A 25,135-nucleotide genomic window follows, 5' to 3' on the forward strand; every position below is an offset into this window, starting at 1 on the left:
TGGCCCTGGCCGAGGAGATTGTGAGTGCCAGAGCCACACCGCAACGTAGCCAATACCATCATTGCTGTCAGTGCCTCGCTGGATGATGCGGGTATGGGAAACGGCGCGGGCAAAACAGGCGGTGAGTCCTGTGCGGCTGCGCTGTTTCCCGCCGAACTGCCCGCTCCCGTCCGCCCCTCGGCCGCACCCGCATCCATTCCCGGTCGAATTGTCAGTGCCTCGCTGGATGATGCGGGTATGGGAAACGGCGCGGGCAAGACAGGCGGTGAGTCCTGTGCGGCTGCGCTGTTTCCCGCCGAACTGCCCGCTCCCGTCCGCCCGTCGGTCGCACCCGCATCCATTCCCGGTCGAATTGTCGGTGCCTCGCTGGATGATGTGGGTATGGGCAACGGCGCGGGCACGGCAACAGCGATGGAAGGCATCCAGGCCTCCACCGCGCGCCTGAACGCGCTGTTCCTCGAAGACGCCGCCCTCGAAAATACCGGCCTCAAAACCGGTGCTAATACCGGTGTTGGTGATGTTGTGGATGTGCTGCAGCGCCGGTACGAGATCCGCCTGGAACGGATGGCGGTCACCAAGCAGCTGGAAGCCCGGCTGGCAGCGGTCAAGGCCCAGGACGCCGCCGAAGCCATCGACCTCCAACACGCCATGACCCCACCCGAAGCACCCACCCACGAACGGACCTACGCCGAGATGTCCGCGGTCGAAGAAATCGCCGGCATCCTGACCATCAGCTCCCCCGCCGCCAACGCACTCATCACCCAGGCCCGGCAGATCTGCTCCCTGCCGCCGGCCCTGGCAGCCCTCACCGCCGGGACCATCACCTGGCAGCACGCCAAAATCCTCGCCGACGAAACCGACACCCTCGGCCCCGCCGGCGCCACCGCCCTGGTGGCGCACTTCCTCGACCCGGACGCACCCCACCCCGCCCGCGGAGCCGCGCCCGGTGACCTCGTCCCATCCCGGTTCCGCGCCAAAGTCCGCACCTGGCGCGAACGCCACCACCCCGACACCCTGGAAAAACGCCACATCAAATGCGCCGCCGACCGTCGGATGGAATACAGCCCCGACCGCGACGGCATGGCCTGGCTCTCCCTCTACCTCCCCGGAGACACCGCCAACGCCATCTGGAACCGCACCACCGCCCTCGCCCGCGGCCTCCACTCAACCTGGTTGATGACCTCCTCACAGTCGCCTCAGATGCCCTGACCATCAATCCCCGGCCAGCAGACTTGGCCGAAGTCCTTAGCCACAGTGTCGAAGCAGCCCGCCCCCGAGCCAAGGCCGCCGATATCACTTTGGAGTTGGAAACGGGCAGGCCTGTTAGAGGAATATTTGATCCGGACCGTCTCGGCCAGGCAATCGACAATGTGGTTTCAAATGCCATCAAATACACCCCCGAGGGCGGGACGATCAAAGTTCGGGCTGGGACGAGCGCAGACAGGATCAACTGTGAAATCACCGACACCGGGATCGGCATGAGCGAGCAAGAACTCAACCAGGCCTTCACTCGATTCTTTCGTGCCGCCAACGCGCACTCCTCCACCATTCCCGGCGCCGGCCTTGGACTGGCAATCACCAAAACCATCATTGAAAACCACAAAGGAACCATCAGCCTCTTCAGCAGCCCGGGAAATGGAACCACCGTTCAGTTCACACTTCCAAAGGCAGGCACAGATCCAAGCCCCTGACACACTGAGGAATCCACAGCTAAGAATTTGCTTCCTGTCGAAGAGAGATTGGGAACTCTTGCCCGCACCGTCTCCGCCATCATGTTCCTCACCATGGCAGCCGCCACGAATGTTCCCGGTCCATAGACGAACTGATCCTGGATATCCGGGACCAGGTAGCAGCCATCCTCCCCGCGTGACCGCCATCACTATCACCTGACTTCAAAGCGGCGGAATCCTCAAGGTCTACGCCACCGCGCGAAACCCCGAACCTGCGACGACGGACGCACCGTGCCCCTCGCCCTGGACCTCACCGACCCCGCTTCCATCCGGGCAGCGGTGTGACCGGCTGCGGGCGGCGCGCTCCGTGAACAAGTCGGGATAGCATGACGGCATGCCTGACCGGGACCTTACGGCTGCAGGGGGCGGACAACAGCACAAGTCAAGTCTGCTTGGTCTCAGGCTGCAGCCATAAAAGAACGTCAGTACTAAGCCCTGGCCCGGCTTACTGCTTCGTCACGCCGGTGGAGGACTGCGCCTACGCCGCCCTCTTGGACCGCTGGACTCCTGAGGCCAAGTCCATCGACCGGCCTGCCGAAAATGTGGCCGCCTGGCGTTGTTCGGATCCGCATCAGATACAGACCGGACGAGATCTTGCGTCCGTTTTACCAAGCTGGCAGTTCGGGAACCGGGCCCGTGAATTCAAGGTCACCGACGTCGCCGCGTGCCAGCCATGTCAGGAGGCCCTCCCGGTCCGACTCAACCCGCAGGGCACCGTCACCGATGACCCACTCGTCGCGTTCCTCGGTAACCAGTGTCATCCCAGGCGCCCCCTTGGCACGCATGGCACGCACCACGGCCTCGATGGCATTCAACAGCGAATCGGGGTCGGCCTCCTCGATGGTCCAGGCGGTTTCCAGGTCGTGGTGGTGCACCACCACCTCGGCAATCCGCAGCGCCACAATGGACGTGGCCGGCAGCTCCCGGCCACCCACCTTGACTGCCGGCGCCGCAAGTTCCCCGGTCAACCGCTGGGCTTCACCGGCGAAAGCGGCGGCCGAGTCCCGCACTTCAGCCAGAAGCTCCTCCCGCGGCAGGGCCGTAAGGGCGGCAACAGCCTCCGCGCGCGCTTCAGTGGACGCGTACAGCTGGCGTTCGTCCCCGGAGGTGGCCCAGTCGATCAGCCCAACCAGGGCACGTCCGCTGGATGCGACGTGCGCGATGACGTGGGTCCGGGTCCACCCTTTACACAGCGAAGGCGCAGCCAACTCTTCATCGGACAAGGAGGAAAGTGTGGCAAGGAACATGTCCGTCTCCCGGCCCAGGCGGGACAGGTCTGAGTGCAGCCGTGCTGGATTGATCATTCCGCCAGCCTAACCGGGGCGTCTTGCCCCCGGCCATGGTTACGGCCGGCCTGGTTAATACCGGCCGCGTATGGACTAAGACTGGTCCTCCCGCCACCGCCAGAAAGCCGCTGCTGCCGGGCGGATTGGGCCTGTTCCTGCTGGATCCATCGCAAATACAGCCCCTTTGATATGCGGAAACAGCACAATGTACCCCCGGCGGGAAACCGGGTATTCCCCTCATATGCCGTGCGTCACATTGGCTGTCAGGCTGGGTTGCCGAGGCCCCGGTGCGGATCCATCCGAATACCGCAACGCCTCCACACCCGCCCCCTGAAAGGACCTGCGCCATGACGCTGCCGCACCCCCAATCCACAATCTCCGGAAGCCCGGGAAAGGAGACCCGGACAGCCAACTGGGTGGCCTTCGTCATCTGCGCCGCCCTCATTTTTGATGGGTACGACCTGGTGGTCTACGGCACTGTCCTTCCGGGACTGCTCGCGGACGCGGGCCAAATAGGTCATTTCGATGCGGCCACCGCCGGGCTCCTGGGGTCCTGGGCCCTTGTTGGCGTGCTGGTGGGGTCGCTGGCCTGCGGTGCCATCGGTGACTTCTTCGGCCGCCGCCGGCTGATGCTCGCGGGCATCGCCTGGTTCTCCCTGGGCATGTTCGCCACCGCCCTGGCCACGGACGTCACCGCCTTCGGCGCCCTCCGGTTTACCACCGGGCTGGGCCTGGGCGTCGTCATCGCCAGCGCCGGCGCCACCATGGCCGAGTTCGCACCCGCGGGACGGCGGCAGTTCTACAACGCGATCGTGTACTCAGGGGTCCCCGCGGGCGGTGTGCTGGCGTCCGTCCTGGGCATCGCCTTCCTGGACAGCATAGGCTGGCGGGGCCTCTTCATCATTGGATCCCTTCCCCTCCTGATCGTCCTGCCCATTGCCTGGCGGAAGCTTCCGGAATCGCCGCGGTGGCTGCTGGCGCGGGGCCGGGAAGAGGATGCGCTGGCCGCTGCATGGCGCACCGGAGTGCCGCTCGCGGAAGAACAGGTGATCCGGGAGACCGGCGCCGCTCCGCGGAAGTCAGGGTTCGCCGCCGTTTTCTCCCGCCAGTTCGCCGTGGCATCCATCCTGCTGGGCCTGATGTCCTTCTGCGGGCTCCTCCTGACCTACGGGCTCAACACCTGGCTGCCCAAGATCATGGAAGGCTACGGCTACGGCAGGACCTACGCCCTCTTCTTCCCGCTGGCCCTGAACCTCGGCGCCGTGGTGGGCGGATTGGTGGCCTCCCGAATGGCAGACCGGAACGGACCGCAGCGGGTCATCGCTGCCACGTTTGCCCTCGCCACCATCTCCTTGGGACTAATGACCTTCAGCTTCCCGCTGCCGCTGCTCTTCACCTTCATCGCCACCGCAGGGGTGGGAACCCTGGGCACCCAGGTTCTGGTCTACGGTTTCCAGTCCAACTACTTCACCACCAATGCCCGCGCCGCCGGCGTCGCCTGGTGCGCCAGCGTGGGCCGGCTGGGCGGGGTCCTGGGGCCGATCATCGGCGGCTGGCTGGCAGCGGCGGGGATCGGCGGGGCAACAGCCTTCTACATCTACGGCGCGGTGGCCCTGCTCGGCGGCGCCGTCACCATCCTGGTACCGCCCCAGCAAAGGCTGGAGCAAGCCCTGCCCGTAGTCGAAGAGCCGCAAGATTACGTCGGTAAAGTATCTAAGTAAGGCTTTTTATGGTTACTCTATGAATCAATGGGGGCGGCGCTGCGCCTCCCCCGACCCGCTGGAAAGGTGGCACCGGATGGAAATCCGCCAGCTGAACTACTTCATCGCGGTCGCGGAGGAGCGGCATTTCGGCAGGGCGGCCAAGCGCCTGCACATGGCCCAGCCGCCCCTGTCCCAGCAGATCCGCCAGCTGGAAGAGCAGCTCGGCGTCCAACTCCTCAACCGCACCACCCGCCGGGTGGACCTGACGGCGGCGGGCCAGCTCCTGCTGGACCGCGGCCGCCAGATCGTCAACGACGTCGAGACGCTTCGCGCGGATGTCTACCAGGTGGGCAAGGGCGCCACCGGCGTCCTCCGGGTGGGGTTCTCGGGCTCGGCGACCTACGGCGTCATGCCCCGGATCGCCCGGCTCACCAAACAGGTCCTTCCCGGCCTGTCTCTGGCGCTGAACGGAGAGATGCTGACGCCGTCCATGGAAGCGGGGCTGCGGAACGGGACCCTGGACGCGGCACTGCTGCGTCCCCCCGTCGCCTCCGAGGAAATTGACTACCGCGTGGTCACCCAGGAGCCACTCGTCGTCGCGATCCCTTCCTTCAGTGCCCTGGCGGTGGACCGGCCCGTCGCCATGCACGAACTGCAGGACCAGGACTTCATCGCCTACGCGCCGGAGTCCGTGTTGAACCGCATCACCTCGGACCTCTGCCGCCGGGCAGGCTTCCGGCCGCGGATCACGCAAGTGGTTGGTGAGACCTCCACAATGCTGGCGTTCGTGGCCGCGGGCGGCGGCATCGCGGTCATGCCGTCCAGTGTGCGCGCCTTCCAGCTCGAAGGCGTCGCGTACCGGGAGATCGACAATGTTCCCCCGGTGGAACTCGCCGTCGCCTGGCTGCGCGGCCACCGGTCCGCACTGCTGCAAAACTTCCTGGACATCGTGGCGACGGCAACCGCTGATGCCGCCACCCCCGCTCCCCCTGATGAAAGGCTCCTCACATCATGAAGATCGCAGCCATCGAGGCGATCCCCTACTCGATCCCGTACCGCCACCCGCTCCATTTTGCCTCCGGCTCGGTGCACGAGGCCGACCACGTCCTGGTCCGCGTCCACACCGACGACGGCGTGGTGGGAACCGCCGACACCCCGCCCCGCCCCTACACCTACGGTGAGACGCAGAAATCCATCGTGGCGGTAGTGCAGGATGTCTTCGCCCCGCAGCTGGTGGGCATCGACATCTTTGACCGGGAAAAGATCCAGGCCGTGCTGGCCCGGACCATCCACAACCAGACGGCCAAGGGCGCGGTGGACATTGCCGTGTGGGACGTCATCGGCAAGACCCTGGGGCAGCCCGTAACCAAGCTGCTGGGCGGTTACACGGACTCCCTGCGCGTCTCCCACATGCTCGGCTTCAAACCCGCCAAGGAACTCCTTGCCCTGGCCCTGGAGTTCCGGGAAACCTACGGCATCAACACCTTCAAGCTGAAGACCGGCCGCCGTCCGCTGAACCTGGACATCGAGGCCGCCAGGGTGCTTCGGGAAGGCTTGGGCGAGGACGCCGAACTGTATATGGACGCCAACCGCGGCTGGACAGCCAACGAGGCCGCCGAGGTGCTGCGCCGCACCGCCGACCTCGGCCTGCAGTTCCTTGAGGAGCCGGACGACGCCCGCGAAGTCCTGGGCCGCCGCCGCCTGGTCACGAACTCCCCCATCCCCATCGCCGCGGACGAATCCGCCGCCAACCTGGGCGAGGCTGCCCGCGAAATCCTCACCGGCGGGGCCAACCTCCTGTCCGTGAAGACCGCCCGGTCCGGCTTCACCGAAGCCGCCAAGATCGTTGGCATGGCCGAGGGCATGGGCATCGACATTTACATTGGCAACCAGATCGACACCCAGGTGGGCACCGTGGCCTCCGTGGTGTTCGGCGCAGCCTTCGCCCACACCGCCAAGCGGGCGGCGGAGCTGTCCAACTACCTCGATATGGCCGATGACCTGCTGGCCCAGCCGCTGGCCATCACGGACGGCCGGATCCACGTTCCCGAGGGCCCCGGCGCGGGCACCGACGTGGACGACGTCAAGCTCGCCCACTACCGCACCGACTGACACCCATCCCTTCCACCGAGAGGTCACCATGAAGTACCTGGTCCACATGGACGTCAAACTGCCCGCCGGCATGCCCGCCGAAGAAACCGCCGGAATCAAGGCAAAGGAGAAGGCCTACTCCCAGGAACTGCAGCGCTCCGGCAAGTGGCCTGAGATCTGGCGCGTGGTGGGCGAATACGCCAACTACTCCATCTTCGACGTCGAATCGAACGACGAACTGCATGGCATCCTGCAGGACCTTCCCCTGTTCCCATACATGGACATCACTGTGATCCCGCTGGCCAAGCACCCCTCGGACGTGAAGTAGCCGGTTCAGTCCTTGGCCCGGAACGCCGCCGCGAGTTCGCTGCGTGACCGGATTCCCATCTTCCGGTACAGCCGCGTGAGGTGGTACTGCACCGTCTTTTCGGCCAGGAACAGGGCCCGGGCCGCCTCCTTGTTGGTTGCCCCCGCAGCCACCAGCTCGGCCACGGCCCCTTCCTGGGCCGTGAGCTGTTGATGGTGGCTGCCCACCGAGGAGAGCACCGGGTCCGCCGGGTCCGGCAGGTTCCCGACGTCCAGGCCGGTAGCCTTCAGCTCACGGTCGCACCGTTCCACGTACGTTGCCGCGCCGAGGGTGTCATACAGGTCCCGTGCCACCCGCAACACCGATGAGGCCAGGCGCCGCTTCCCGGCCCGGCGCATGCTTTGCCCGAACGCGAAACTGATCCTTGCGCGCAGATAGGGGCGGTTAAGCCCTCGAAGGTGACCCAGCGCCGCCTCGAAGTACTCCCTTGCCGTGTCCGGGTCCCCCTGCGCTGCGAGCAGCCGGCCCCTGGCCCAGGCCACGCGGGCCAGGTCCGAGGGGACCTCCCGCTCGCGGTGCACTCGCTCAAAGGCGGTGAGGAACGTCTCCGCGGCATCGAGCTTGTCGGTCATGACCAGCGCATTGACGTAGGTGTCCTGCCACGGCCAGAAGGACACCCGCTGATCGGTCCAGGGGTCCAGCTCCGCCAGCGGCTGCATGGCAGCCAGGGCACTTTCGTAGTCTGCCCGCGCCTCGTGGAAGCGGGCGCGCGCCAGGCTGGCCGGGACCTGCATTGCCCGGTAGGTTCCCGGCTGCACCGCGGCCTGCGAAACGTAGTAGCGCGCCCGGTCCCAGTCGCCCCGCATGGACCACAGCTCGGCGGCCGTCCAGTACAGCAGCGGCCGGATCAGCGGCATCCGCGAGGTCTCCAGCCGGACGCTTGCCCGGGAGATGGTGGCGGCGGCCGCATCCCAGTTGCCCAGCACAAGGTGGGTGCGGGCCAGCCAGGCCTCGGCCCACAGGGAGATCCGCAGCGATCCCCCGCGGTACTCGGTGGGGGCGGCCGACTCAAAATTCACCAGCGCGGATTCGGCGTTATCCAGGCGCAGGGCCAGCCAGCCGGCACCCATCTGCACCCGCTGCTTCTGGGCATTCTCGGCCGCCTGGGCAGAGGCCCGCTGATAGGTGGCCTCGGCGTCCGCTATCCGGCCCTGGGCATACAGGCCCAGGCCGTAGATGGCCTCCGACTCGATGTGCGCCGGAGTTCCGGGCTCGGTCAGAGCCATGGCGCGTTCGGCCCAGCCGGTGATCATCGGACCGTCCCACGAGGCCACCCCGTGGAGGACGAAACGCTGGGCCACCTGCGCTGCTGCCGCGGGTTCATGCTGCGGATTGCTGGTCCGCCAGGCCATCTCCAACTGGCTTTGGGCGCTGTCATTCTGGCCGGACACCGTGGACAGGTACCCCAGCACCGAGGAACGCAGGGGCGACGGCGGCAGGGCATCCACCGCCCCGGCCCAGGCCTGCGCCTGGGCAACATTGCCGGAGCCCACCAGGGCGTCGACGGCCTTCAGGAGCCGGAGGTTCCGGGCGCGGACATCGGGGGACAGCCGCGACGCGGAGAACAGTGCGGTGGAGGCATCCTGCCATGCGCCCACCGTGGCCTGCCGCCGGGCGAACCCTTCCAGTTCGGCGGCCAGGGTTTCGTCTGCGGCCGGGGTGGCGGCAACACGGTGGCCCAGCTGGTCACCCTCGGACTGGACCGCTTCGGCGGCCTTCCAATGCAAGGCCATGCGCCGGCTGGGGACGATCTGTTCGTAGACGGCTTCCGCGGTGCCGGGTTCCAGGAAGGCGACGGCGGAGCGGGACTGGTCCACGGACAGTCCCAGCAGCCCGGCACGATGCCCCTCATCGAGTGCCGGCATGACGGATTCCAGGCCGGCCACCCCGGCCACCTCAGCCAGGCCCGCGCCGGGCCCGAGCACCGCTGCGGCCTCAGCGGCGGCCACCAGGGCCGGGGACGCGGCTGCGAGGACGGTGCGGACCCTGGCGCGCACCCGGGAAGTAGGCGGCAGGGAAGGGAACCACGACTGCCAGGTCTCCGGGGGCAGCTCACGGAGCAGCTCCACGACGGACTGAGCCGTCCCACCGGTGTGCGTCACCAGGCCGTGCGCCGCCGTCGCGCTGAGGTCCAGGCCGAACAGGCTCCGGGCCAGGTCCTGGACCTGCTGCGGCGAGAGGGGCTCCAGCGGAATGCGGACCACCTGGTGGCCGGTGAGGAAGTCGAGCACGCCGGCGGGGACACGGGACGCGTCAACAGGGTTCAGGGTCAGCAGGAAGAGGATCCGCTTGTCGTGCAGTCTGCGGATGACGAAGGTGAGGATGCGCAGGCTCTCCTCGTCGAGCTTGTGGACGTCGTCGACGGCGACCACCACGCTGCCGTGCGTCTGCAGGCCTTCGAGATGGGTGCTGAGGGTGGAGGCGTAATTGACCACCTGGTCAGGGGTCAGGGAGGCGACGGGCCCGGGCGCCAGGGCCGGGCCGCCGTCGTAATCCTTTGCCGTCCGGAGCGGCAGGGTCCGCATGAGCTGGGAGTAGCCTGCCAGGGCGAACTGCGCCTCCCAGTGGTCCCCCATGGCGGACAGGACGCGGACGCCACGGGCGGCCGTCCGGCAGTGGTCAAGGAAGAGTTCCAGGAGCGCGGTTTTACCGGACCCGGACGGGCCGGACAGGACCACGGTTCCCACCTTGCCCTTGCGGACGGTGCGGAGGATTTCCAGCAGCTGCTCGAACGCCGCGGCCCGGCCCGCCAGCGGGAAGTCCTCCGCCATCTCGTTCTGGGTGGAGCCCGCTGTCATGGCCGCCATCCTACCGGAGCGGCCCGGGCGCCCCTCGTGCCGCGCGTCCAGCACCGGCCCCTACCCGAGGTCGCCGCCGGCCACCGGGAGGATGCTGCCGGTCAGGTAGGACGCCTCGTCCGAGGCAAGGAAGACGATGGGCGCCGCCTGCTCGTCCAGGGTGCCGTAGCGCTTCATGAACGAGGACTCCACCGTCTGGTCAACGATGGTTTGGTACCAGTCCTTCTCGGTGGCGGATTCGGCTTCCGGCCCGCGCTTGACCTTGCGCGGCGGTGCTTCCGTCCCGCCCGGGGCGGTGGCCACCACGCGGATGCCGTGCCCGGCCACCTCCATGGCCAACGACTGGGTCAGGGCGTTGACGCCACCTTTCGCCGCGGCGTAGGGCACCCGGTGCATTCCCCTGGTGGCTACCGAGGAGACGTTCACGATCGTGCCTGAGCCCTGCTCCATCATGGCCGGCAGGACTGCCCGGCAGGTCCAGATCGTGGGGAAGAGCGAGCGGCGGATTTCCTTCTCGATCTTGTCCTCGTCGTACTCCTGGTAGGGGCGGGCCCAGATGGTCCCGCCCACGTTGTTGACCAGGACGTCCACCCGCCCGTGGGCCGCGAGCGCCGCCTTGATGGCCTGGGTGGCGCCGGCGAAGGTCTCCAGGTCCGCGGTGACGGACGTGGCCGAGCCACCCGAACGCGATGCCTTGGCGGCCTCCTCGATGCCGCGGGCAACGTCGTGGACCAGGTCCGCGCGGTCCGCCAAAACCACGGCGCCGCCCTCGGCGCCGATGCGTTCGGCCACCTTCTGGCCGATCCCCTGGGCGGAACCGGTGACGACGGCGACCTTGCCCCCGAACCTGCCCGGGGTCACGTATTGCCCGGCGTACGGCGCAGCCATCAGTGTGCGGCCTTGGCGTCGATGGCCCCGACCATGGTCCCCTTGGCATCCTGGGCGTGGGCCATGATGACTTCGCGCAGCCTGGCTTTGTCCCCGCGTTCAAAGGCGTCGACGACGTCAAGGTGGTCCTCCGTGACGCGCTCGAAGATCGGCGTTCCGGCTTCGAAGGCCGCGGCCATCTGGGCGTGGACGTCCAGGCGGCGGTAGGACTCCAGGAGCATCGGGTTGTCACAGACCATGAAGAGGTACTCGTGGAATTCCTCGTTGGTGCGTGCGAACTCGTCGGGATCGGTGATGTTCCCTTCCTGCACCGAACCCGTGGTGGCTTCGGCCAGGCGGCGGAACTGGCGCAGCTGCTCCTCGCTGAGCCTTCCGAGCAGCAGTTCGCTGACCGCGAGTTCCAGGCCCATGCGGGCGTCCAGCTGGGCGAAGCTGTCCTCCTTGCGGAAATCCAGCCGGCCGGTCTCCAGTGAGGACACGGCCTCGCCGCGGGTCATGGTGTCGCCGTCGGCCTGGATTTTCTCAACCGGAGCCGGGGCGCCCGTTTCGGCGTCGCCGCCGGTGGTGTCCTTCGGTGCGAAACGTTCGAAGTAGAAGTTGGCGGGCTTGATGCCTTCGGTGTCCAGCCATTTAGAGACGGCATTGACCATGGGCGGCGGGCCGCAGAGGTAGATGTCCACGTCGCCGTCGTTGAGGTGCTTCGGTTCGATGACCTGGGTGACGTAGCCGGTGTGCGGGGCGGAGGTGCCGGGCTCGGAGGCGATGTAATCCCAGGTGAAGCCGGGCAGTTTCGCCTCGTAGGCGCGCAGCCAGTCGAGGCCGACGATGTCGGCCTCGCGGGTGAGCCCATAAATCAAGTGGACCGGGCTGGAGGGCGGGTTTTCGGTGAGCTTTTCGAGGATGGAAAGGAGCGGGGCCAGCCCGGTGCCGCCGGCCAGGAGCAGCAGGGGCCGTTTGGGCTCGCGCAGGAAGAACGATCCGTACGGGCCGGTGAAGCCGATGGCGTCGCCCACGGCGGCGCGGTCGCGGAGGTACTCGGACATGGCGCCCTGCGGAGTCACACGGACCATGAAGGACGCGTCCTGGACCTCGGGGCCGCTGCTGAAGGAGTAGGAGCGCTGGGCGTCGGTGCCGGGGACTTTGAGGTTGACGTACTGTCCGGGGAGGAAAGCCAGCGCGTCGCGGTTGTCCACCTCAAGGGTGAAGGACACGGTGGTGTCGGTGTGCCGGTTGAGTTCCTTGATGGTGGAGGTGAAGGACGCGGCTGCAGTCTTCGCAGATTCGGACGTGGCCGGGATTTGGATGGCGAGGTCCGACTCCGGCACTGCCTGGCAGGTGAGCAGGTAACCCTTTTCGAGTTCCTCCTCCGTCATGGCGTCGTCGATGAAGTCGCCCGGGTCGAAGGAACCGGAATCACAGAAGGCCTTGCAGGTGCCGCAGGCGCCGTCCCGGCAGTCCGACGGAATGTTGATGCGCGCCTTGTAGGCGGCATCCATGACGGTCTCATAGTCGCCGACCTTAATGACTTTGGTGACGCCGTCCTCGAAGCTGAGGGCTACTTTGTGGCCCATGGGGTCCTCCTGACTGGCCGGGCTCGCCATCGCGGCCCGGGAAAAGTTGTGGCGTGCCGGCGGGCACAGGGGTGGAAGCTGCCGCGGCGCCCGTACGTCCCGGGCGCCGGCTGCGGGCAGGTCAGATCATGTAGACGTCCACCACGTGGTGGATGTAGTCGTTCTTCAGGACCACTTTCTTCTTCAGGATCACCGGCTGCGGGCCGGAAAGGTCCAGCGTGTAGTAGCTGGTGCCGAAGTAGGTGTCCGTCGTGTTGTAGCGGAAGTAGAGGGTGAACCAGTTGAAGCGCACGTCCACCTTGACGCCGTCGTTCGCCAACACCTCGACGTCAGTGATGTTGTGGCCGGTCCGCGGCTCCGGGAGGGAAGTGGCCGATGACCTGTCGGTCTTGATCCGGAACACCCTGTCCTCGATGCCGCCGCGGTTGTCGTAGTAGATCAGGGAGATCTCATTCTGGGGGTCCTGCGTCAGCTGATCGTCCACGTCCCAGGCCGGCATCCAGAATTCGGAGTCCGGGTGGTAGCACTCCAGCCATTCATCGAACTGGCGGTCATCCAGCAGGCGGGCTTCCCGGTAGAGGAACGCCCGGACGGTTTCGAGGGTTGCGATCTCCTCCGCGGTCTTCAGGGCCGGGGCGGTGTGGGTCAGGTTGGTCATGGGTTCTGCGCTCTCTGTGGTTCCGGCGGGCTCTCTCAGGCGGTGACGGGAACGGATTCCAGGGCGGAACGCTCCTCTTCCCCTGCCAGGGCCCGGTCCATGACTTCCTTCCAGTACCCGTGCTGGATGGGATAGAGCCCTTCGTCTTCGGTGCGCACGCCGGAGGCGATCACCCGGGTCATGCCCAGGGCCTGCGCCTGCTCATCCGGGCCGGTGATCTCGTGGGTGGAGCCGCGGGTCATGTCGTTCCACGGGGCGCTGGTGGCCCAGTAGGTCTTGTTGCAGGAGCGGAATTCCTCCAGGTCGTCCGGCGTGGCCATGCCCGTGGCGTTGAAGAAGTCCTCGTACTGGCGGATCCGCTTGGAACGGTTCTCCTGGGACTCCCCCTTTGGAGCGATGCAGTAGATGGTCACCTCGGTCTGGTCCGCGGAGATCGGCCGGAAGTGGCGGATCTGCGAGGAAAACTGGTCCATGATGTAGACGTTCGGGTACAGGCACAGGTTGCGGGAAATATTGATCATAAAGTTCGCCATCTCCTCGCCGTACTTGGCCACAAGCTCGTCGCGGCGGTCCCAGAGCGGACGGTCCTGGGGGTTGGTCCATTCCTGCCACAGCAGCAGGTGCCCGTGGTCGTAGGAGTAGAAGCCGCCCTTGACCTTGCCCCACTTGCCGGCATCCATGGCCTTGGTCTTGTTGGCCGAGTCTCCGGCGCTGCGGCGGGCAGTGGTGGCCGCGTAATTCCAGTGCACGGCCGTGACGTGGTAGCCGTCCGCGCCGTTCTCGGCCTGGACCTTCCAGTTACCGTCATAGGTGTAGGTGGAGGAGCCGCGCAGCACTTCCAGGCCTTCGGGTGACTGGTCGACGATCGAGTCGATGACCTTGGTGGCGTCCCCGAGGTGCTCCTCCAGCGGGAGCACGCCGGCCTTCAGCGAGCCGAACAGGAAGCCGCGGTAGGACTCGAAGCGGGCCACCTTGGTGAGGTCGTGCGAGCCTTCCTTGTTGAAGGTCTCGGGGTAGCCGGCGTTCCGGGAGTCCTTGACCTTCAGCAGCTCCCCGGAGTTCTTGAACGTCCAGCCGTGGAACGGGCAGGTGAAGGTGGTGCGGTTGTCCGTCTTGCGGCGGCACAGCATGGCGCCGCGGTGCGAACAGGCGTTGACCAGGCAGTTCAGCTTCCCGTCCTTGTCCCGGGTGATCATCACCGGGGTGCGGCCGATGTAGGTGGTGAAGTAGTCGCCCACGTTGGGGATCTGCGACTCGTGGGCGAGGTACACCCAGTTGCCTTCGAAGATGTGCTTCATCTCGAGTTCGAAGATCTCCTGGTCGGTGAAGATCTCGCGCTTGGCCCGGATGACGCCGTTCTCTCGGTCGTCGATCACGGCGTCGGCAAGGACCTCGCGGGCATGGATCAGGTTCTCGGTCATGGCGTGCTCCTTCATTGGAGATTGCTGGACGGATGGGCGGAGGTCCACTCGGGAAAAGGCTTAGGCGGCGGACGTTGTCCAGCAATTCTTGCCGCTCGTGACTGGCCTCACATCAGGCAAATGCCTAGGTTCCACCAAGGGTGTATTTATGTACTCATAATGACTCAAAACCGGCCTAGTTGATATTTGTAGCGTCCTTATCTGCCGGCCTACGATTAAGTCCGACATCACGCGGTGCGGCGCAGGGCAGAACGATTCGCCCCGCGGCCCGCGTCGGGTGCAGGAGCCCTTCCTGTCCCCATTCAATGAGGAAGGTGGACATTGTCATGACCCAAACCCCAACGGACAGCCGCACGGAAAACGAAGGCACCGCCGTCGAAGCAGGCACCAAGGCAACCGAGCGGTTCGCAGCGTCGGGCAAGCTCTCCAGGGTGGACGTATCCAAGGAACGTGTGAGCCTTCTGGCCGGCGCGCTGATCAAGGCGGCCAACGACATCGTCGAGGAACACCAGGTCACCTACGAGGAATACAACGCGCTCAAAGCCTGGCTGATCAAGGTCGGCACGGATGGTGAATGGCCGCTGTTCCTCGACGTCTGGCTCGAGCACACCGTTGAGGACGTCAACTCCCAGGACCGCCCCGGCACCGTGGGTACCATTGAGGGCCCCTACTACGTTCCCAATTCCTCGGAACTCCAGACGCCCGCCACCGTGGAAATGCGCGACGGCGAAGAGGGCACCCCGCTGCGCTTCAGCGGCCAGTTCACCGACACCGACGGCAACCCCATCCAAGGGGCCCAGGTGGAAATCTGGCACGCGGACGCCGCCGGCTTCTACTCCCAGTACGCCCCGGGCCTGCCCGAGTGGCTCTTCCGCGCCACCGTGAAGGCCTCGGACGACGGCCGGTTCGAGATCAACACGATGCGTCCGGCCCCCTACCAGATCCCCACGGACGGGGCCTGTGGGCAGCTGATCAGTGCCGCGGGCTGGCACGCCTGGCGTCCGGCGCACATCCACATCAAGGTGTCCGCCCCGGGCTACGAGCCGGTCACCCAGCAGCTCTATTTCCCCGGCGATCCCCACAACGCTGACGACATCGCTTCGGCCGTGAAGCCTGAACTGATGCTGGACCCCCGCCCCCGTACCGACGGCAAGGGCGAGGAAGTAGTTTATGACTACGTCCTGGCAAAGCAGGGCCAGAAGAAGTAGCACACAATCTGGGAGATACCCACGCACGGAGGCGCTCCGGAGCTGATGCTTCGGAGCGCCTCCGGTTTTTCTTCGAGACCTGGGCCTGTCCCATATCCCGAACGCGGCGCCCGCTTCGCCCACGAGGTCCATCCCACCGAAACCACCTGCGACGACAGGACCTACCCAGCGAACCATCGACGTCGTCAACGGCCACCGCGGAAGCGTAGGGCCCGAACTGAGACCCCTCCCACACATGACGTGGCAGGGCATCGACCCCGTCTCCTTCATCTGTGACTTCAGACCGGATCTTCCACGGGGACCGCAAAGACACCAAGATCCGGCCAAACCAGGCGGAACACCGTTCATGGCTCCCACCTCGCCTGGGGCGACCTCCGCCGCGGCTGGGACTTCGTCTCCGCCGGCCGCGGCGACGTCCCCTGGGAAACGTCCTTCCGCGCCCTCGCCGTCATCGGCTACAACGGCCCCATCAACATCGAATGGGAAGACGCCGGCATGGACCGCCTCCACGGCACCCCCTCAGCCCTCGCCAACCTCGTGGCCAGCACCGCCGCACCGGCGTAGCGGCGTAGTGGCGTAGTGGCGTAGTGGCGTAGTGGCGAGTGCACGCGCCAGGAGTTATCGAGTCACAAGAGTTGCACCCCGGAAAGTAAATCTGGCCAAGAACTCTGCGAACGCGCGTGCAGGCCGTCTCACAAACATCAAAAACTTTACAGAAGGTCCAATGTCGGCCCGTTTAAAGCAGGTGGGGGAGGTTCCGCAAAAGGGGCTGCTTCGGGCCGTCGCTCGTAGCGTTTTTCGGAAAATCCGGTGAGTCACAACAGCTTAGCCAGCATCCGGTTTACGTAGGCGATGTCCAGGAAGGCAGGTTCAAACTGGTCATCGGAACCGGTCATCTCGGCCACCCAGGCAGCGTGTTCGGCGTGGTCAGGATGGTCCGGGTTGGCCAGGGCGTCCAGGATCTCCTCATAGCCCGGAAATCCGCCGGCGTCTTCGAGCGGGCCGCGTCGGGCGCCATCGATCAGCCGGGCCGACGGCGCGCCTTCTTCACGGACCGCCGGGATACAAGCTTGAGCCGGTGAAGTCAGCTGTCATCGATGTCGTACTCGTAAAAGGCTCCGCCTGAACCCAGCGCGAGCAACTGGTCCAGGGAACAGTCCTCCTCGGGCCTGTCGCCCGGTTCCTCACATCCCTGTAGGGGGAGCCACTGCAGGACAGTCGGAACCTTTCCGTCGACCGGCCGCCGCGGGGCGAACGGATCACTCGAAGTGAACCCGTGCAGATGCTCGTCCCCCAGCCAATAGCAGCTTGATGTACCTGACTCAACACCAGCGAGCCCCGGAGCTCGAAGCGGCGCCAAATCTCAGGCTCGCTGTCGACCAGCTCCACGCGGACCTCCAGAACACGAGTCCTGTCCCACCTTGGTCCCGGCTGCCAATTTGTCCATGCCACCCATATTTACAGGCTTCAACGCCTTACCACGAAGGGTGGCCTCTCCCCCTGCGCGGCCCATAGCTAGTCCTTTATCGGGCATTGAAAAGAAGGTGGGGAGAATCCCTATTGGACCTGAAGCGTGTTGGGCAAGTGGTCGGGTTGTCACCGTTCGTCGGTGTGGGTGGATCGTGAGCATGCATCGCCGGAAAAGTTCTGGGCATCGATGAATTGCCGCTCCTAGAATGAGTTGATGGACCTTTCGCATCTCGGCGCGCCGATCGGGCCCATGATCCGCGTCCACGGCGGGTTTGCCAACCGAATGTACCGGATCGACACCGACCACGGGTCGTTCGCCGTGAAGGAGTTGAACCTCGTCGACCGCCGCTGGACCTATCACGTCGAGGACGTGTTCAGGTTTGAGCGGGCGGCCTTCGCTGCCGGCATTCCGATGCCAGCGCCGGTCTCGGCGGGCCATGGCACGCTCGTTCACCGATGGGTCGAAGGCGAGACGGTGCCCGAAGCGCCGGTGCCGGCGGCGTACGCCTTTGAGATCGGTGAGATCCTCGCGCGCATCCACGCGCTCGACGTCGCCTGGACCCCTGCGTCGATCGAGGACCCGGCGTCACGGGACTGGCCCGCGCTCGCCGCGCGGGCGGCGGCGACCAGGCAGCCGTGGGCCGACGAGCTCGCCTCTCAGGTCGAGACGTTCCTCGCGATTGCGCACTTCGTCGATACCTGCGAACGACCAGGCCCCGTCGTGCTGACCCACAGGGACATCCAACCGTGGAACCTGCTCACTCGCGAAGGTCGGCCGGTGGTGCTCGACTGGGAGCTCTCGGGGATGCTCGACCTGTCCGGTGAGCTCGGCTCGACCGCGCTGAGCCTCGCGAAGGGACCAGGCTTCAATGACATCAAGCCCGCTATTTTCCGCTCGGTTCTCGACGGCTATGTCGCAGGAGGCGGAGCGCTGCCGCCGTCAGGTCCAAGCTGGTTTGTATTCATGATCGGCGCCTGGCTGGGGCACACGAGGTGGAACATCCTCCGGTGCCTCACCGGTGTCGAGGCAAGCACAGGCCCTGACCTCGCACTGTCGCACGAGTCCGTGCGCAACGGGATGCGCGGCCTCCCCGACCTGTTCGGCCGAATTCCGGAGCTCGAAGCGTTGCTCGTGTGACATGCTGCGCCGACAGCGTGCCGAAAGGCCTAACTACGGGTCAGCAGAGAAGCGGTCTACCAGTACCAGCGTCACGCCAAAAGCCAAAGAGCTCGTGCAGCGGCTTTCCGGTGAGGACTACAAGGGCCGCCGACAAGACATCGAACAGGCGGAGCCAGCGATCGCTGAAGAGCCGCGAGCAACTTCGGCCCAGATTCCAGCCCCGGAGCCGGTACAACTGCCGCAGCAGCCCCCAATGTCACCGGCTGGATGATGTCCGCCGTCCACACCGGGCGTGCTTGGGTACTGGGACGGTCAGGCTTGGACCGGCGAAACCAGGCCTGATCCGAACAGCTTCCCCGGATAGGCTGCCTGCCCGGCGCGACCCTTTACAGCGCCATTACGCGTCACCCTGGGACTGTGAAGAAGCTGGCCGGGTCGTCGGCGCCGAGCAGGTCGTGATGGAACGCGATGGCGTCCACCGGCCTGGTGTCGATGAACAGGTCGGCGACTTCGCTCGAGTGGACGAGGGTGTACCTAGTGGGCCCGTCGAGCCAGGAGTGGATCCCCGTGAACTCCTCGACGAACAACCCGTCGCCGAGCAGTCCCCGCTCTGAGCAGATGGAAGACGACATTCCAGGCGAGATCCATCAGCTCGTGGATCGCCGTCTCCACTGTTGGAGCCGTTATAGGACCATGGTCCTCCCGGGCACTGACTGCTTTGCGGAGCCGGGCACCGTGTCTCCAAAGACGATTGTTTTTGAACCGAACGGGCGCCCACCATGGAAGCGTGGGAACGAAGGGCATATGCCAACGGCTTGGGCTTGCCCTGTGCCTGCTTATTCCACCTGGTGCAACGTCGGGGTGCTCCTATGACTACCCCGAGCCATCGCCTCCACCTGCAGCTAATCCCGTGCCCGAAACAGCGTCCGTCCAGGTACACAGTGATCCGCTGGTCCTGGAGCGGGAAGCGAAAAACTATGCTGAGCTGGACCGGCTTCTCGAGACATCGCCGGGGCCAGTCCTTCTTTCCGACAAGGGACCACTGGACGGACCCTTCAGGGGTTTCGGCAAGGCCGCTAACGTGCCGGCGACCGGGGCCTACACAGTGACAGCGGCCTGCGTTGGAGCTTCCGGGGCGACGGTCGCAGTAGGACAAGAGCATCCCGGTGAGCCCTTCCGGCCCACGGAGCTTGTGCTGGATTGCGGGGGACCCACTTCACAAGTCATTACCCTTGACCAGGGGTATGTTTTTGCGCATTTGCTACTGACTGCTCCGGGCGACACCCCATGGACAGGAGCGGTCGGTGGAGTCCGTGTGACCGGGGGCAGCTGACGACATGAAATTTCCAGGCTCGGTGAGCGGCCAGGAATGAGCCCCTAGTTCAGGCCATTGTCCCGCCGGTCGCCGGCGAGTCGTTCTGGATGCTTAGGGTCCTTTCCCCGTTCACGCCGGTATTCGTCGCGCTGCCCGAGCGAGAACCGAATGACGTGGGTTCCTAAGGCAATGACGAAGAGGATTCCAAGCGCCGTCTTGGCGATCAGCCACGACGCGGGGATGTCCGGGAAGTCCCTAATCTTGAGCTATCCAACCGCACCACCTCTCTGGACGGCACCCACAATGAAAAACTTCTTCTCTGGCTCACCGCTTCTTGCCGCGGTTGGGCTGGGCATTCTGGCTCAGGGGCCCGCTTCGCCAGCCACTTCGTATTGCGGTCTCGAATGGGATCTCAGGCTAAAACCGCGCCCCGGATGAGCACGGCCTCCGCCACCAATGTCCGGACGGGCAGCAACCGTGCTTCGACCGGATGGTGGTTGGCCTCAACGGCCCCGGAAAGGGCTACACGGTCGGCTGCGTCCCGGAAATCTTCCAGAACCCAACCGGCTTCACGATCCCGGTGTACGGCAGCGCACGTCTGCAGGTTACCGTGAACGCACCCTCCTATGACAACAACGGCAACCTGACGTACAACCCGGCCGCGAAGGCAGAGTTGTCCAACGTGGCCGGCTACCAGACCTTCTGGCAGGTTGTTTACGCCGGAAGCTTCGAAGGCTCCACCGACGTTGGCCTGGGCGCCCGTGCCCGGCTGCCGCACATGGTTTTCACCCTTGACGGGCCAGGGTCCGATTCCCGGCTGATCGTGGACGTCGCCCACTACTGGTGACGAAGTGCAAGGAGGTGCCGTACGCACCTGGCTCGGAGTGCGGCACCTTCTTCGCGTGGCCCACCTAAAGCCCCAACGGTTTCCGTTCATGGCCTGCGTACATAGGCTGCCGGAGGCTACGGCGTAACGACTGCGCTGTTAAAGGAACCCTTGGTCTGGAGGGGCTGGCTTTCCGCGCCTGAGTGGCCCAGAGTATGTTTACCGCTCCGCAGAGAGCACCGGGAGGCATCGATGGCAGGTGGCACGGTCCTGGTTACCGGGCGGCGCCCGCGGAATCGGCCGGGCAATCGCCGAACACCTGGCCGAATCAGGGTGGAATGTGGTTGCCACCTACCTCACCGGCCGCAACGAAGCCGAAGAACTAGCCCGGACCCATGACGCCCAGATACGCCAGGTCGATCTTTCAGACCCATCGGAAACGGTCGGGTTCGCGAGGCAGATCAGCGAGGAATTTTCATTGACCGCCCTGGCCAATAACGCCAGGATCCTCGAAAGGGACCCCTTCGACTCTATGACGCTTGAAACTTGGGACAGGACACTGGAGGTCAACGTCACCGCTCCCCTGATCCTGGCTCAGTCCATCGGCCTCCGCATGTCGGAAGGCGGGAGCATCGTCAACGTTGCGAGCAGCGACGCGTTCGTCGGCTCTTACAGGGGAATCGCCTACTCGGCCAGCAAGGCTGCGCTGATTTCGGTAACCCGGAGCCTCGCCAACGTCCTGGGTCCCCGCGGTGTCCGCGTCAACGCAGCAACCCCGGGCTGGATTGACTCAGGCATTTTGCCGGAGTCCTACGAGGCAGCAAGCGCCACTCCCCTGGGCCCTAACGGTAAGCCGGCAGACATCGCGGCCGTCGTCGGCTTTCTCCTGAGCCCCGAGGCGGGCTTTATCACCGGGGCATCCATCGTTGCCGACGGCGGATACAGCGGTGTCGACTACTACATGAAGAAGGAGGATCAGCCCTCAGATTGAGATGCCCGACGTGGAACTGCTTTAGGCAGCCGGGTCGAAGCTAGACTGGCACGGTTAGGACGGATTGGGGGATCCAGGGCGGCCCGCGCCGCTGTCCCGCTGGTCGGTCGCAGCCAGCGAACCTAGGATGATCATGACCTTCTTCCGCGATTTTCCCGTACCAGAACTTCCACCAAGGCCCAGAACGCCAAAGCCGATCCGTCCGGAATGGTCTGGTGCGCCAGATGACGAACTGCCCGCTGTCGTTCATCTGGGGCAGTTCCTGTACCGAAGCTCCAACCGTGTCCTCGCCATTCGAAGCGCCCAGATCTACTCGACTGGTTGCACCCTAGACGTGGCCTGGTTCATTCGGCGTGCCGATGAGAGCGACCAGGACTGGGCGGCGCTCAACGCCGCCTTTTTCAGCCATGGACATGACCCGAGGCACGCGGCAAGTGGCACGGGCCTGCTTTTCGGCGTGGAGTTTTCTGACGGCTCCAGGGCCAGTACGGCGGTGATGCATATGCCCGTCGGCCCCCACGATCCGGCTTACCAGCCCACGTCTCCCGTTCTCTATCTCCAGAACCGCGGGGGCGGCGGTGGAGATGACGAACTGTCAGGCTCAGGCTTTCTCTGGCTATGGCCGCTTCCATCGGCCGGTGACCTCCGCCTTGTCGCCCAGTGGACGGACATGGGCATGAGCGAAGGCTCCATCATGCTGGACGGCAAACGGCTCCGGGAGACCGCGGCCGGTGCAGAGAAGTACTGGCCGGAAGCGGGCGGGCAGAGATGATGTGCATCGATAACCCGGTCCTGGCCGTGGTGTTCGCGGCGGTCTTCTTTTACGTCCTCTATGGAGTCATCCGCGGCGCAGTCCGCGATGGCATCCTCCAGGCGGACGAACGGCGGCAGGAGGCTCTCTTACGTTTTGGCGATGTTCGGGCTGGCTCCGAATGGCACGGAGGACCCTGATTCTCGTCGTCCTGCTTTGGGCCGGCAGCTGGGCCTCTGCTCGTCGGGGAGCTGCCAAGCGACGCCCGTCAGGTCGCTGATTCCTCCGGCGCTATTTAGTTTCCAGCAGGGCGGGCAGGGCCCGTACCCGCGAGGGGTCGAATTCGACACGCCGTCGCAAGGACCAGGCTTCGGCCCCGTCAATCGCTTCTCGCGTCGACTGTACTCCCTAGCGGCCGATTACCGCCAGTGGCTAAAAGAGCAGGAGACCGGAGTCCGCGGTTTGAAAAATGGGCAGACATGCGAGATTGCGGGCTAGGCTGGCCGGAATCTAGGGATGGGATACCAGAACCATGGAGCTACTCGTGGGAAGTGTTGTTGCCGGACTCGCCCTTCTTATCGGTGTCATTTTGATCGTAAAGCGCAAAGCGTTTAGCAAATTCATCGAAGACTCTCAGCGATCAACGTTCGGCCAAGTGGGCACCAGGTTGATGGGCCGGCCAGAGCCTGTGTACGTGGTCGTTGTCGGACTGTGTGCCGTCCTCATCGGCGTGGCGATAGCGATTGTGCTGCTGACCCGCTGAATTCGCAGGACGCTTAGTTCAGTCCGACGGAAGGCAAAGGCGGCATCTTCCCGAAATCTGGTACGTCACTTGCAGCTTGAGGCGTCCCGCTGCGATGTGACGCTTATAGGAGCATCGTCGTAGACAGAACAGGGCCAGGGGGGCCGGAGCGCTGCGACGGCACGCCCTGGCCCCAACAGCCGGCCGCGCCAGCGGTCGCCCGATCCTGTGAGCTCTGCGAACACGCATCTCTACCACGGCAGATTGCGCTGGCACACCTACCGACTCTGGCATGCCCGGTGCAATCGTGGTGTCATACTCCACGTCATCGCTGATACCGCAAGGAGTGATCATGGACAACACTGCAAGTGGTGCTTTTCTTTCCTTCGGCGATCCCGCAGTGGGGGGTTCGATAGCTGTGGTCGCAGAGTATGCCGCGGTTCTTACCTGAGCGTTCTCGCTGTTGGCGTCCGTCAGCGCGGGGGCGTTTATGAGTCCGGTGGCTGTCGTGCTTTTGATACCCGCTGTTGCAGTGACGGTGGCGGTTATGGTGATTCGTCGCCGAAGTAAGCTTCCGCCCAGGTACAGGTCGGGGGCCGCGCACGCTCGGCGATGGGTACCTGTTTGGAGGCGTGCAGCGGCGGGGTATTCCAGAATGAGTGATCCTGCCGCGCGTGCTGGCCGCCCTCAGGTTGCCCTGTGGATCCTGGTTGTTGTGTTCGTGCTGGCCGCAGCCGGATCGCTAGCAGTGGTGGCCTTGGACCTGCTCGTTGGCCGGCCTGCGGGGGGTGATGTTTTCATCGCTGTCCTCAACAGCGTTGTTGCCGCCGTGCTGTGGCGGCGGCTCGCTGAGCAGAACAGCCGCCACGAGACTGCGTAGACACAGGGTCGGGTCCGGAGCTCTGCGACGGTGAGCGTCGGCCCCAGCAGTCGGCCGCGCCAGCGGACGCCCTCTCCTTGGGGCGCGGCCTGCGAACCATCCATGAGCACCCCTCGCTCCCTTCCGGGCTCGGGCGGACGTCGGCGGGACGCGCTGCCCTCCTAACCCACGGATGGCCTCGGCGGTTGGCGGTCCGCCGCGGCGACCAACGGCGCAAGCCAACCACGACGGCGGACCTCCCGGGGTGACCGGTCCCGAAGGATGGCGGCAGGGGTGTGCTGACTGCCCGCATGTAGTTACGGCACTGGCCGAGATGTTGAAGCACGGGTGATGAGCAATGGTGTAGGAGCCGTTGCTGATTGAACAGCAGTATCGCCGGTGAGTAATTGGTGCAGCAAGGCCACCGCGGTTTTGGCAAGATCCGGGAAGTTCAGATTTAGCGATGTCAGTTGCGGTACAGAGTTGCTGGATCGACGCCCATCGTAATTAGTTCCGATAATGATGTCGGCGGGGACGTCGTAACCCAGATCCACCGCTGCACGAAGCGCCCCCGTCGCGAACGCGTCGAGGGAAGCATAGATGGCATCGATGCCGGGATGTTCCCGAAGAAGCTTCACGGTTGCTTTATAGCCGGCTTCTTCCCCCTGGACGGCGCGTGCATGGGCTGTTACGACGCGCATGGAGGAGGGTGGGAGAGCCGATACATACGCGGAAACGGACACGGCGACGGAGTGCGGTTCTTCGCTAAGGAGCACAGCCACAAATTTTGAACCGCGTTCGCGGAAGTGGTCAATCATGACGTCCCCGCCGCTGTGTCCACGGTCAACGAACCCGTTCGCCATGGTTCCTCCGGAGCGACCAACGGTTACTACCACCACTCCACGAGCCCTCAGCTCAGCTGTTATCGGGTCTGCCGTGCGGGGGTCATCAACAATGGCGCCGTCAATATCCATCAGGGCTAGATCGTTGGGTGAGGTCAAGGGGGGAACGAGCAGCAGGGAGTAGCCGTGCAGCAGGCATTCCTGCGCGATTGGTAATGCCAGATCCAGCAGAAACCCGTAATTGGACGCTTCGGCCACAATGGGAGCCGGTAAGGCGGTGATCAAGGCGACGGTGTTAGACCTGCCTCCTCGCAGCCGCTGCGCGCGAACACTGGGCCGGTAGCCAAGCTCCTCCGCAACGGCTCGCACCTTGGCCCGGGTGCCGGAATCAATGCGCCCCTTCCCGCTTAGCGCCATCGATACCGTCGCTCGTGAATAACCCGACGTCTCGGCAACGTCGGCAATTGTAGGTCTGCCACTTCCCTTCACCATGCTGAC

Annotated in this window: 21 protein-coding genes and 4 pseudogenes; 16 read left to right on the forward strand and 9 right to left on the reverse strand. The window is 65.1% G+C overall.

Annotated elements, in window-relative coordinates; translation table 11 throughout:
* The first annotated feature begins 24 nt into the window (after window positions 1–24).
* Together BACI348_RS20810 and BACI348_RS18835 are read left to right on the forward strand one after the other, a co-directional pair.
* Window positions 25–1,209 (forward strand): 13E12 repeat family protein, encoded by a 1,185-nt coding sequence (locus tag BACI348_RS20810; protein ID WP_236557636.1) that lies wholly within the window; start codon window positions 25–27, stop codon window positions 1,207–1,209.
* Window positions 1,210–1,232: 23 nt separating this feature from the next.
* Window positions 1,233–1,691, forward strand: a complete 459-nt coding sequence (locus tag BACI348_RS18835; protein WP_236557637.1) for a sensor histidine kinase — start codon at window positions 1,233–1,235, stop codon at window positions 1,689–1,691.
* A 644-nt stretch (window positions 1,692–2,335) separates the two neighbouring features.
* Here the strand turns inward: BACI348_RS18835 and BACI348_RS18840 are convergent.
* Window positions 2,336–3,034, reverse strand: a complete 699-nt coding sequence (locus BACI348_RS18840) for a maleylpyruvate isomerase family mycothiol-dependent enzyme (protein WP_159829144.1) — start codon at window positions 3,032–3,034, stop codon at window positions 2,336–2,338.
* A 329-nt stretch (window positions 3,035–3,363) separates the two neighbouring features.
* On the opposite strand from BACI348_RS18840, the gene BACI348_RS18845 reads away from it, so the two are divergent.
* The 4 genes from BACI348_RS18845 (at window position 3,364) to catC (ending at window position 7,138) form a co-directional block, all read left to right on the forward strand.
* Window positions 3,364–4,737, forward strand: coding sequence for an MFS transporter (locus BACI348_RS18845; protein WP_159829146.1), 1,374 nt, complete (start codon window positions 3,364–3,366; stop codon window positions 4,735–4,737).
* A 76-nt stretch (window positions 4,738–4,813) separates the two neighbouring features.
* Window positions 4,814–5,734: a LysR substrate-binding domain-containing protein gene (locus BACI348_RS18850; RefSeq protein WP_159829148.1), complete on the forward strand. Its 921-nt coding sequence runs from the start codon at window positions 4,814–4,816 to the stop codon at window positions 5,732–5,734.
* A complete protein-coding gene (locus BACI348_RS18855) occupies window positions 5,731–6,831 on the forward strand; it encodes a mandelate racemase/muconate lactonizing enzyme family protein (RefSeq protein ID WP_159829150.1) in 1,101 nt (366 codons plus the stop codon). The genes BACI348_RS18850 and BACI348_RS18855 overlap by 4 nt, the downstream gene beginning before the upstream one ends.
* A 28-nt stretch (window positions 6,832–6,859) precedes the next feature.
* A complete protein-coding gene (gene catC / locus BACI348_RS18860; protein ID WP_159829152.1) occupies window positions 6,860–7,138 on the forward strand; it encodes a muconolactone Delta-isomerase in 279 nt (92 codons plus the stop codon).
* 5 nt (window positions 7,139–7,143) lie between these two features.
* On the opposite strand, the gene BACI348_RS18865 is transcribed toward catC, so the two are convergent.
* From BACI348_RS18865 to benA, 5 genes are all read right to left on the reverse strand, one after another.
* Window positions 7,144–9,975 (reverse strand): AAA family ATPase, encoded by a 2,832-nt coding sequence (locus tag BACI348_RS18865; protein WP_159829154.1) that lies wholly within the window; start codon window positions 9,973–9,975, stop codon window positions 7,144–7,146.
* Window positions 9,976–10,035: 60 nt separating this feature from the next.
* Entirely contained in the window at window positions 10,036–10,863 is an 828-nt protein-coding gene (locus tag BACI348_RS18870) for a 1,6-dihydroxycyclohexa-2,4-diene-1-carboxylate dehydrogenase (protein ID WP_159829156.1), read from the reverse strand.
* The gene (gene benC, locus BACI348_RS18875) at window positions 10,863–12,434 is read right to left on the reverse strand and encodes a benzoate 1,2-dioxygenase electron transfer component BenC (RefSeq protein ID WP_159829158.1); all 1,572 of its coding nucleotides are present in this window, start codon (window positions 12,432–12,434) and stop codon (window positions 10,863–10,865) included. The genes BACI348_RS18870 and benC overlap by 1 nt, the downstream gene beginning before the upstream one ends.
* Window positions 12,435–12,555: 121 nt before the next feature.
* On the reverse strand, window positions 12,556–13,092 hold the full coding sequence (gene benB, locus BACI348_RS18880; RefSeq protein WP_159829160.1) for a benzoate 1,2-dioxygenase small subunit: 537 nt from the start codon (window positions 13,090–13,092) through the stop codon (window positions 12,556–12,558).
* 35 nt (window positions 13,093–13,127) lie between these two features.
* A complete protein-coding gene (gene benA, locus BACI348_RS18885; RefSeq protein ID WP_159829162.1) occupies window positions 13,128–14,513 on the reverse strand; it encodes a benzoate 1,2-dioxygenase large subunit in 1,386 nt (461 codons plus the stop codon).
* A 326-nt stretch (window positions 14,514–14,839) separates the two neighbouring features.
* On the opposite strand from benA, the gene catA reads away from it, so the two are divergent.
* Both catA and BACI348_RS18895 read left to right on the forward strand, forming a co-directional pair.
* Entirely contained in the window at window positions 14,840–15,721 is an 882-nt protein-coding gene (gene catA / locus BACI348_RS18890) for a catechol 1,2-dioxygenase (protein WP_201298459.1), read from the forward strand.
* 3 nt (window positions 15,722–15,724) lie between these two features.
* A pseudogene (locus BACI348_RS18895) lies at window positions 15,725–16,285 on the forward strand (sugar phosphate isomerase/epimerase family protein); the annotation flags it as partial.
* A gap of 347 nt (window positions 16,286–16,632) precedes the next feature.
* Here BACI348_RS18895 and BACI348_RS21035 read toward each other — a convergent pair.
* Window positions 16,633–16,809 (reverse strand): annotated as a pseudogene (locus BACI348_RS21035) (IS1096 element passenger TnpR family protein); the annotation flags it as partial.
* Between the two features lie 596 nt (window positions 16,810–17,405).
* On the opposite strand from BACI348_RS21035, the gene BACI348_RS18905 reads away from it, so the two are divergent.
* Complete coding sequence (locus BACI348_RS18905) at window positions 17,406–18,329, forward strand: phosphotransferase family protein (protein WP_159829166.1); 924 nt, start codon at window positions 17,406–17,408, stop codon at window positions 18,327–18,329.
* 271 nt (window positions 18,330–18,600) lie between these two features.
* Window positions 18,601–18,675: pseudogene (locus BACI348_RS21155) on the forward strand (DUF2510 domain-containing protein); the annotation flags it as partial.
* Between the two features lie 40 nt (window positions 18,676–18,715).
* Here the strand turns inward: BACI348_RS21155 and BACI348_RS18915 are convergent.
* Complete coding sequence (locus BACI348_RS18915) at window positions 18,716–18,943, reverse strand: hypothetical protein (RefSeq protein ID WP_236557638.1); 228 nt, start codon at window positions 18,941–18,943, stop codon at window positions 18,716–18,718.
* 970 nt (window positions 18,944–19,913) lie between these two features.
* On the opposite strand from BACI348_RS18915, the pseudogene BACI348_RS21160 reads away from it, so the two are divergent.
* The 6 genes and pseudogenes from BACI348_RS21160 to BACI348_RS18945 all read left to right on the forward strand — a co-directional run bounded on the left by BACI348_RS21160 (window position 19,914) and on the right by BACI348_RS18945 (window position 23,816).
* Window positions 19,914–20,473: pseudogene (locus tag BACI348_RS21160) on the forward strand (AMIN-like domain-containing (lipo)protein).
* 238 nt (window positions 20,474–20,711) lie between these two features.
* Window positions 20,712–21,443, forward strand: coding sequence for an SDR family NAD(P)-dependent oxidoreductase (locus BACI348_RS18925; protein ID WP_159829168.1), 732 nt, complete (start codon window positions 20,712–20,714; stop codon window positions 21,441–21,443).
* A gap of 133 nt (window positions 21,444–21,576) precedes the next feature.
* Window positions 21,577–22,215, forward strand: coding sequence for a hypothetical protein (locus tag BACI348_RS18930; RefSeq protein WP_159829170.1), 639 nt, complete (start codon window positions 21,577–21,579; stop codon window positions 22,213–22,215).
* Window positions 22,212–22,394 carry a hypothetical protein gene (locus BACI348_RS18935; protein ID WP_236557639.1) on the forward strand — a complete coding sequence of 61 codons (183 nt, stop codon included), beginning with the start codon at window positions 22,212–22,214 and terminating at the stop codon, window positions 22,392–22,394. Before BACI348_RS18930 ends, BACI348_RS18935 begins: the two co-directional genes overlap by 4 nt.
* A 344-nt stretch (window positions 22,395–22,738) precedes the next feature.
* Window positions 22,739–22,957: a hypothetical protein gene (locus tag BACI348_RS18940; RefSeq protein WP_159829172.1), complete on the forward strand. Its 219-nt coding sequence runs from the start codon at window positions 22,739–22,741 to the stop codon at window positions 22,955–22,957.
* 634 nt (window positions 22,958–23,591) lie between these two features.
* Entirely contained in the window at window positions 23,592–23,816 is a 225-nt protein-coding gene (locus BACI348_RS18945; RefSeq protein WP_159829174.1) for a hypothetical protein, read from the forward strand.
* Between the two features lie 296 nt (window positions 23,817–24,112).
* Here the strand turns inward: BACI348_RS18945 and BACI348_RS18950 are convergent, their stop codons facing one another.
* Entirely contained in the window at window positions 24,113–25,129 is a 1,017-nt protein-coding gene (locus BACI348_RS18950) for a substrate-binding domain-containing protein (protein WP_159829176.1), read from the reverse strand.
* Window positions 25,130–25,135: the final 6 nt, after the last annotated feature.

The sequence above is a fragment of the Arthrobacter sp. 9AX genome (assembly GCF_902506095.1).
GTDB lineage: Bacteria > Actinomycetota > Actinomycetes > Actinomycetales > Micrococcaceae > Arthrobacter.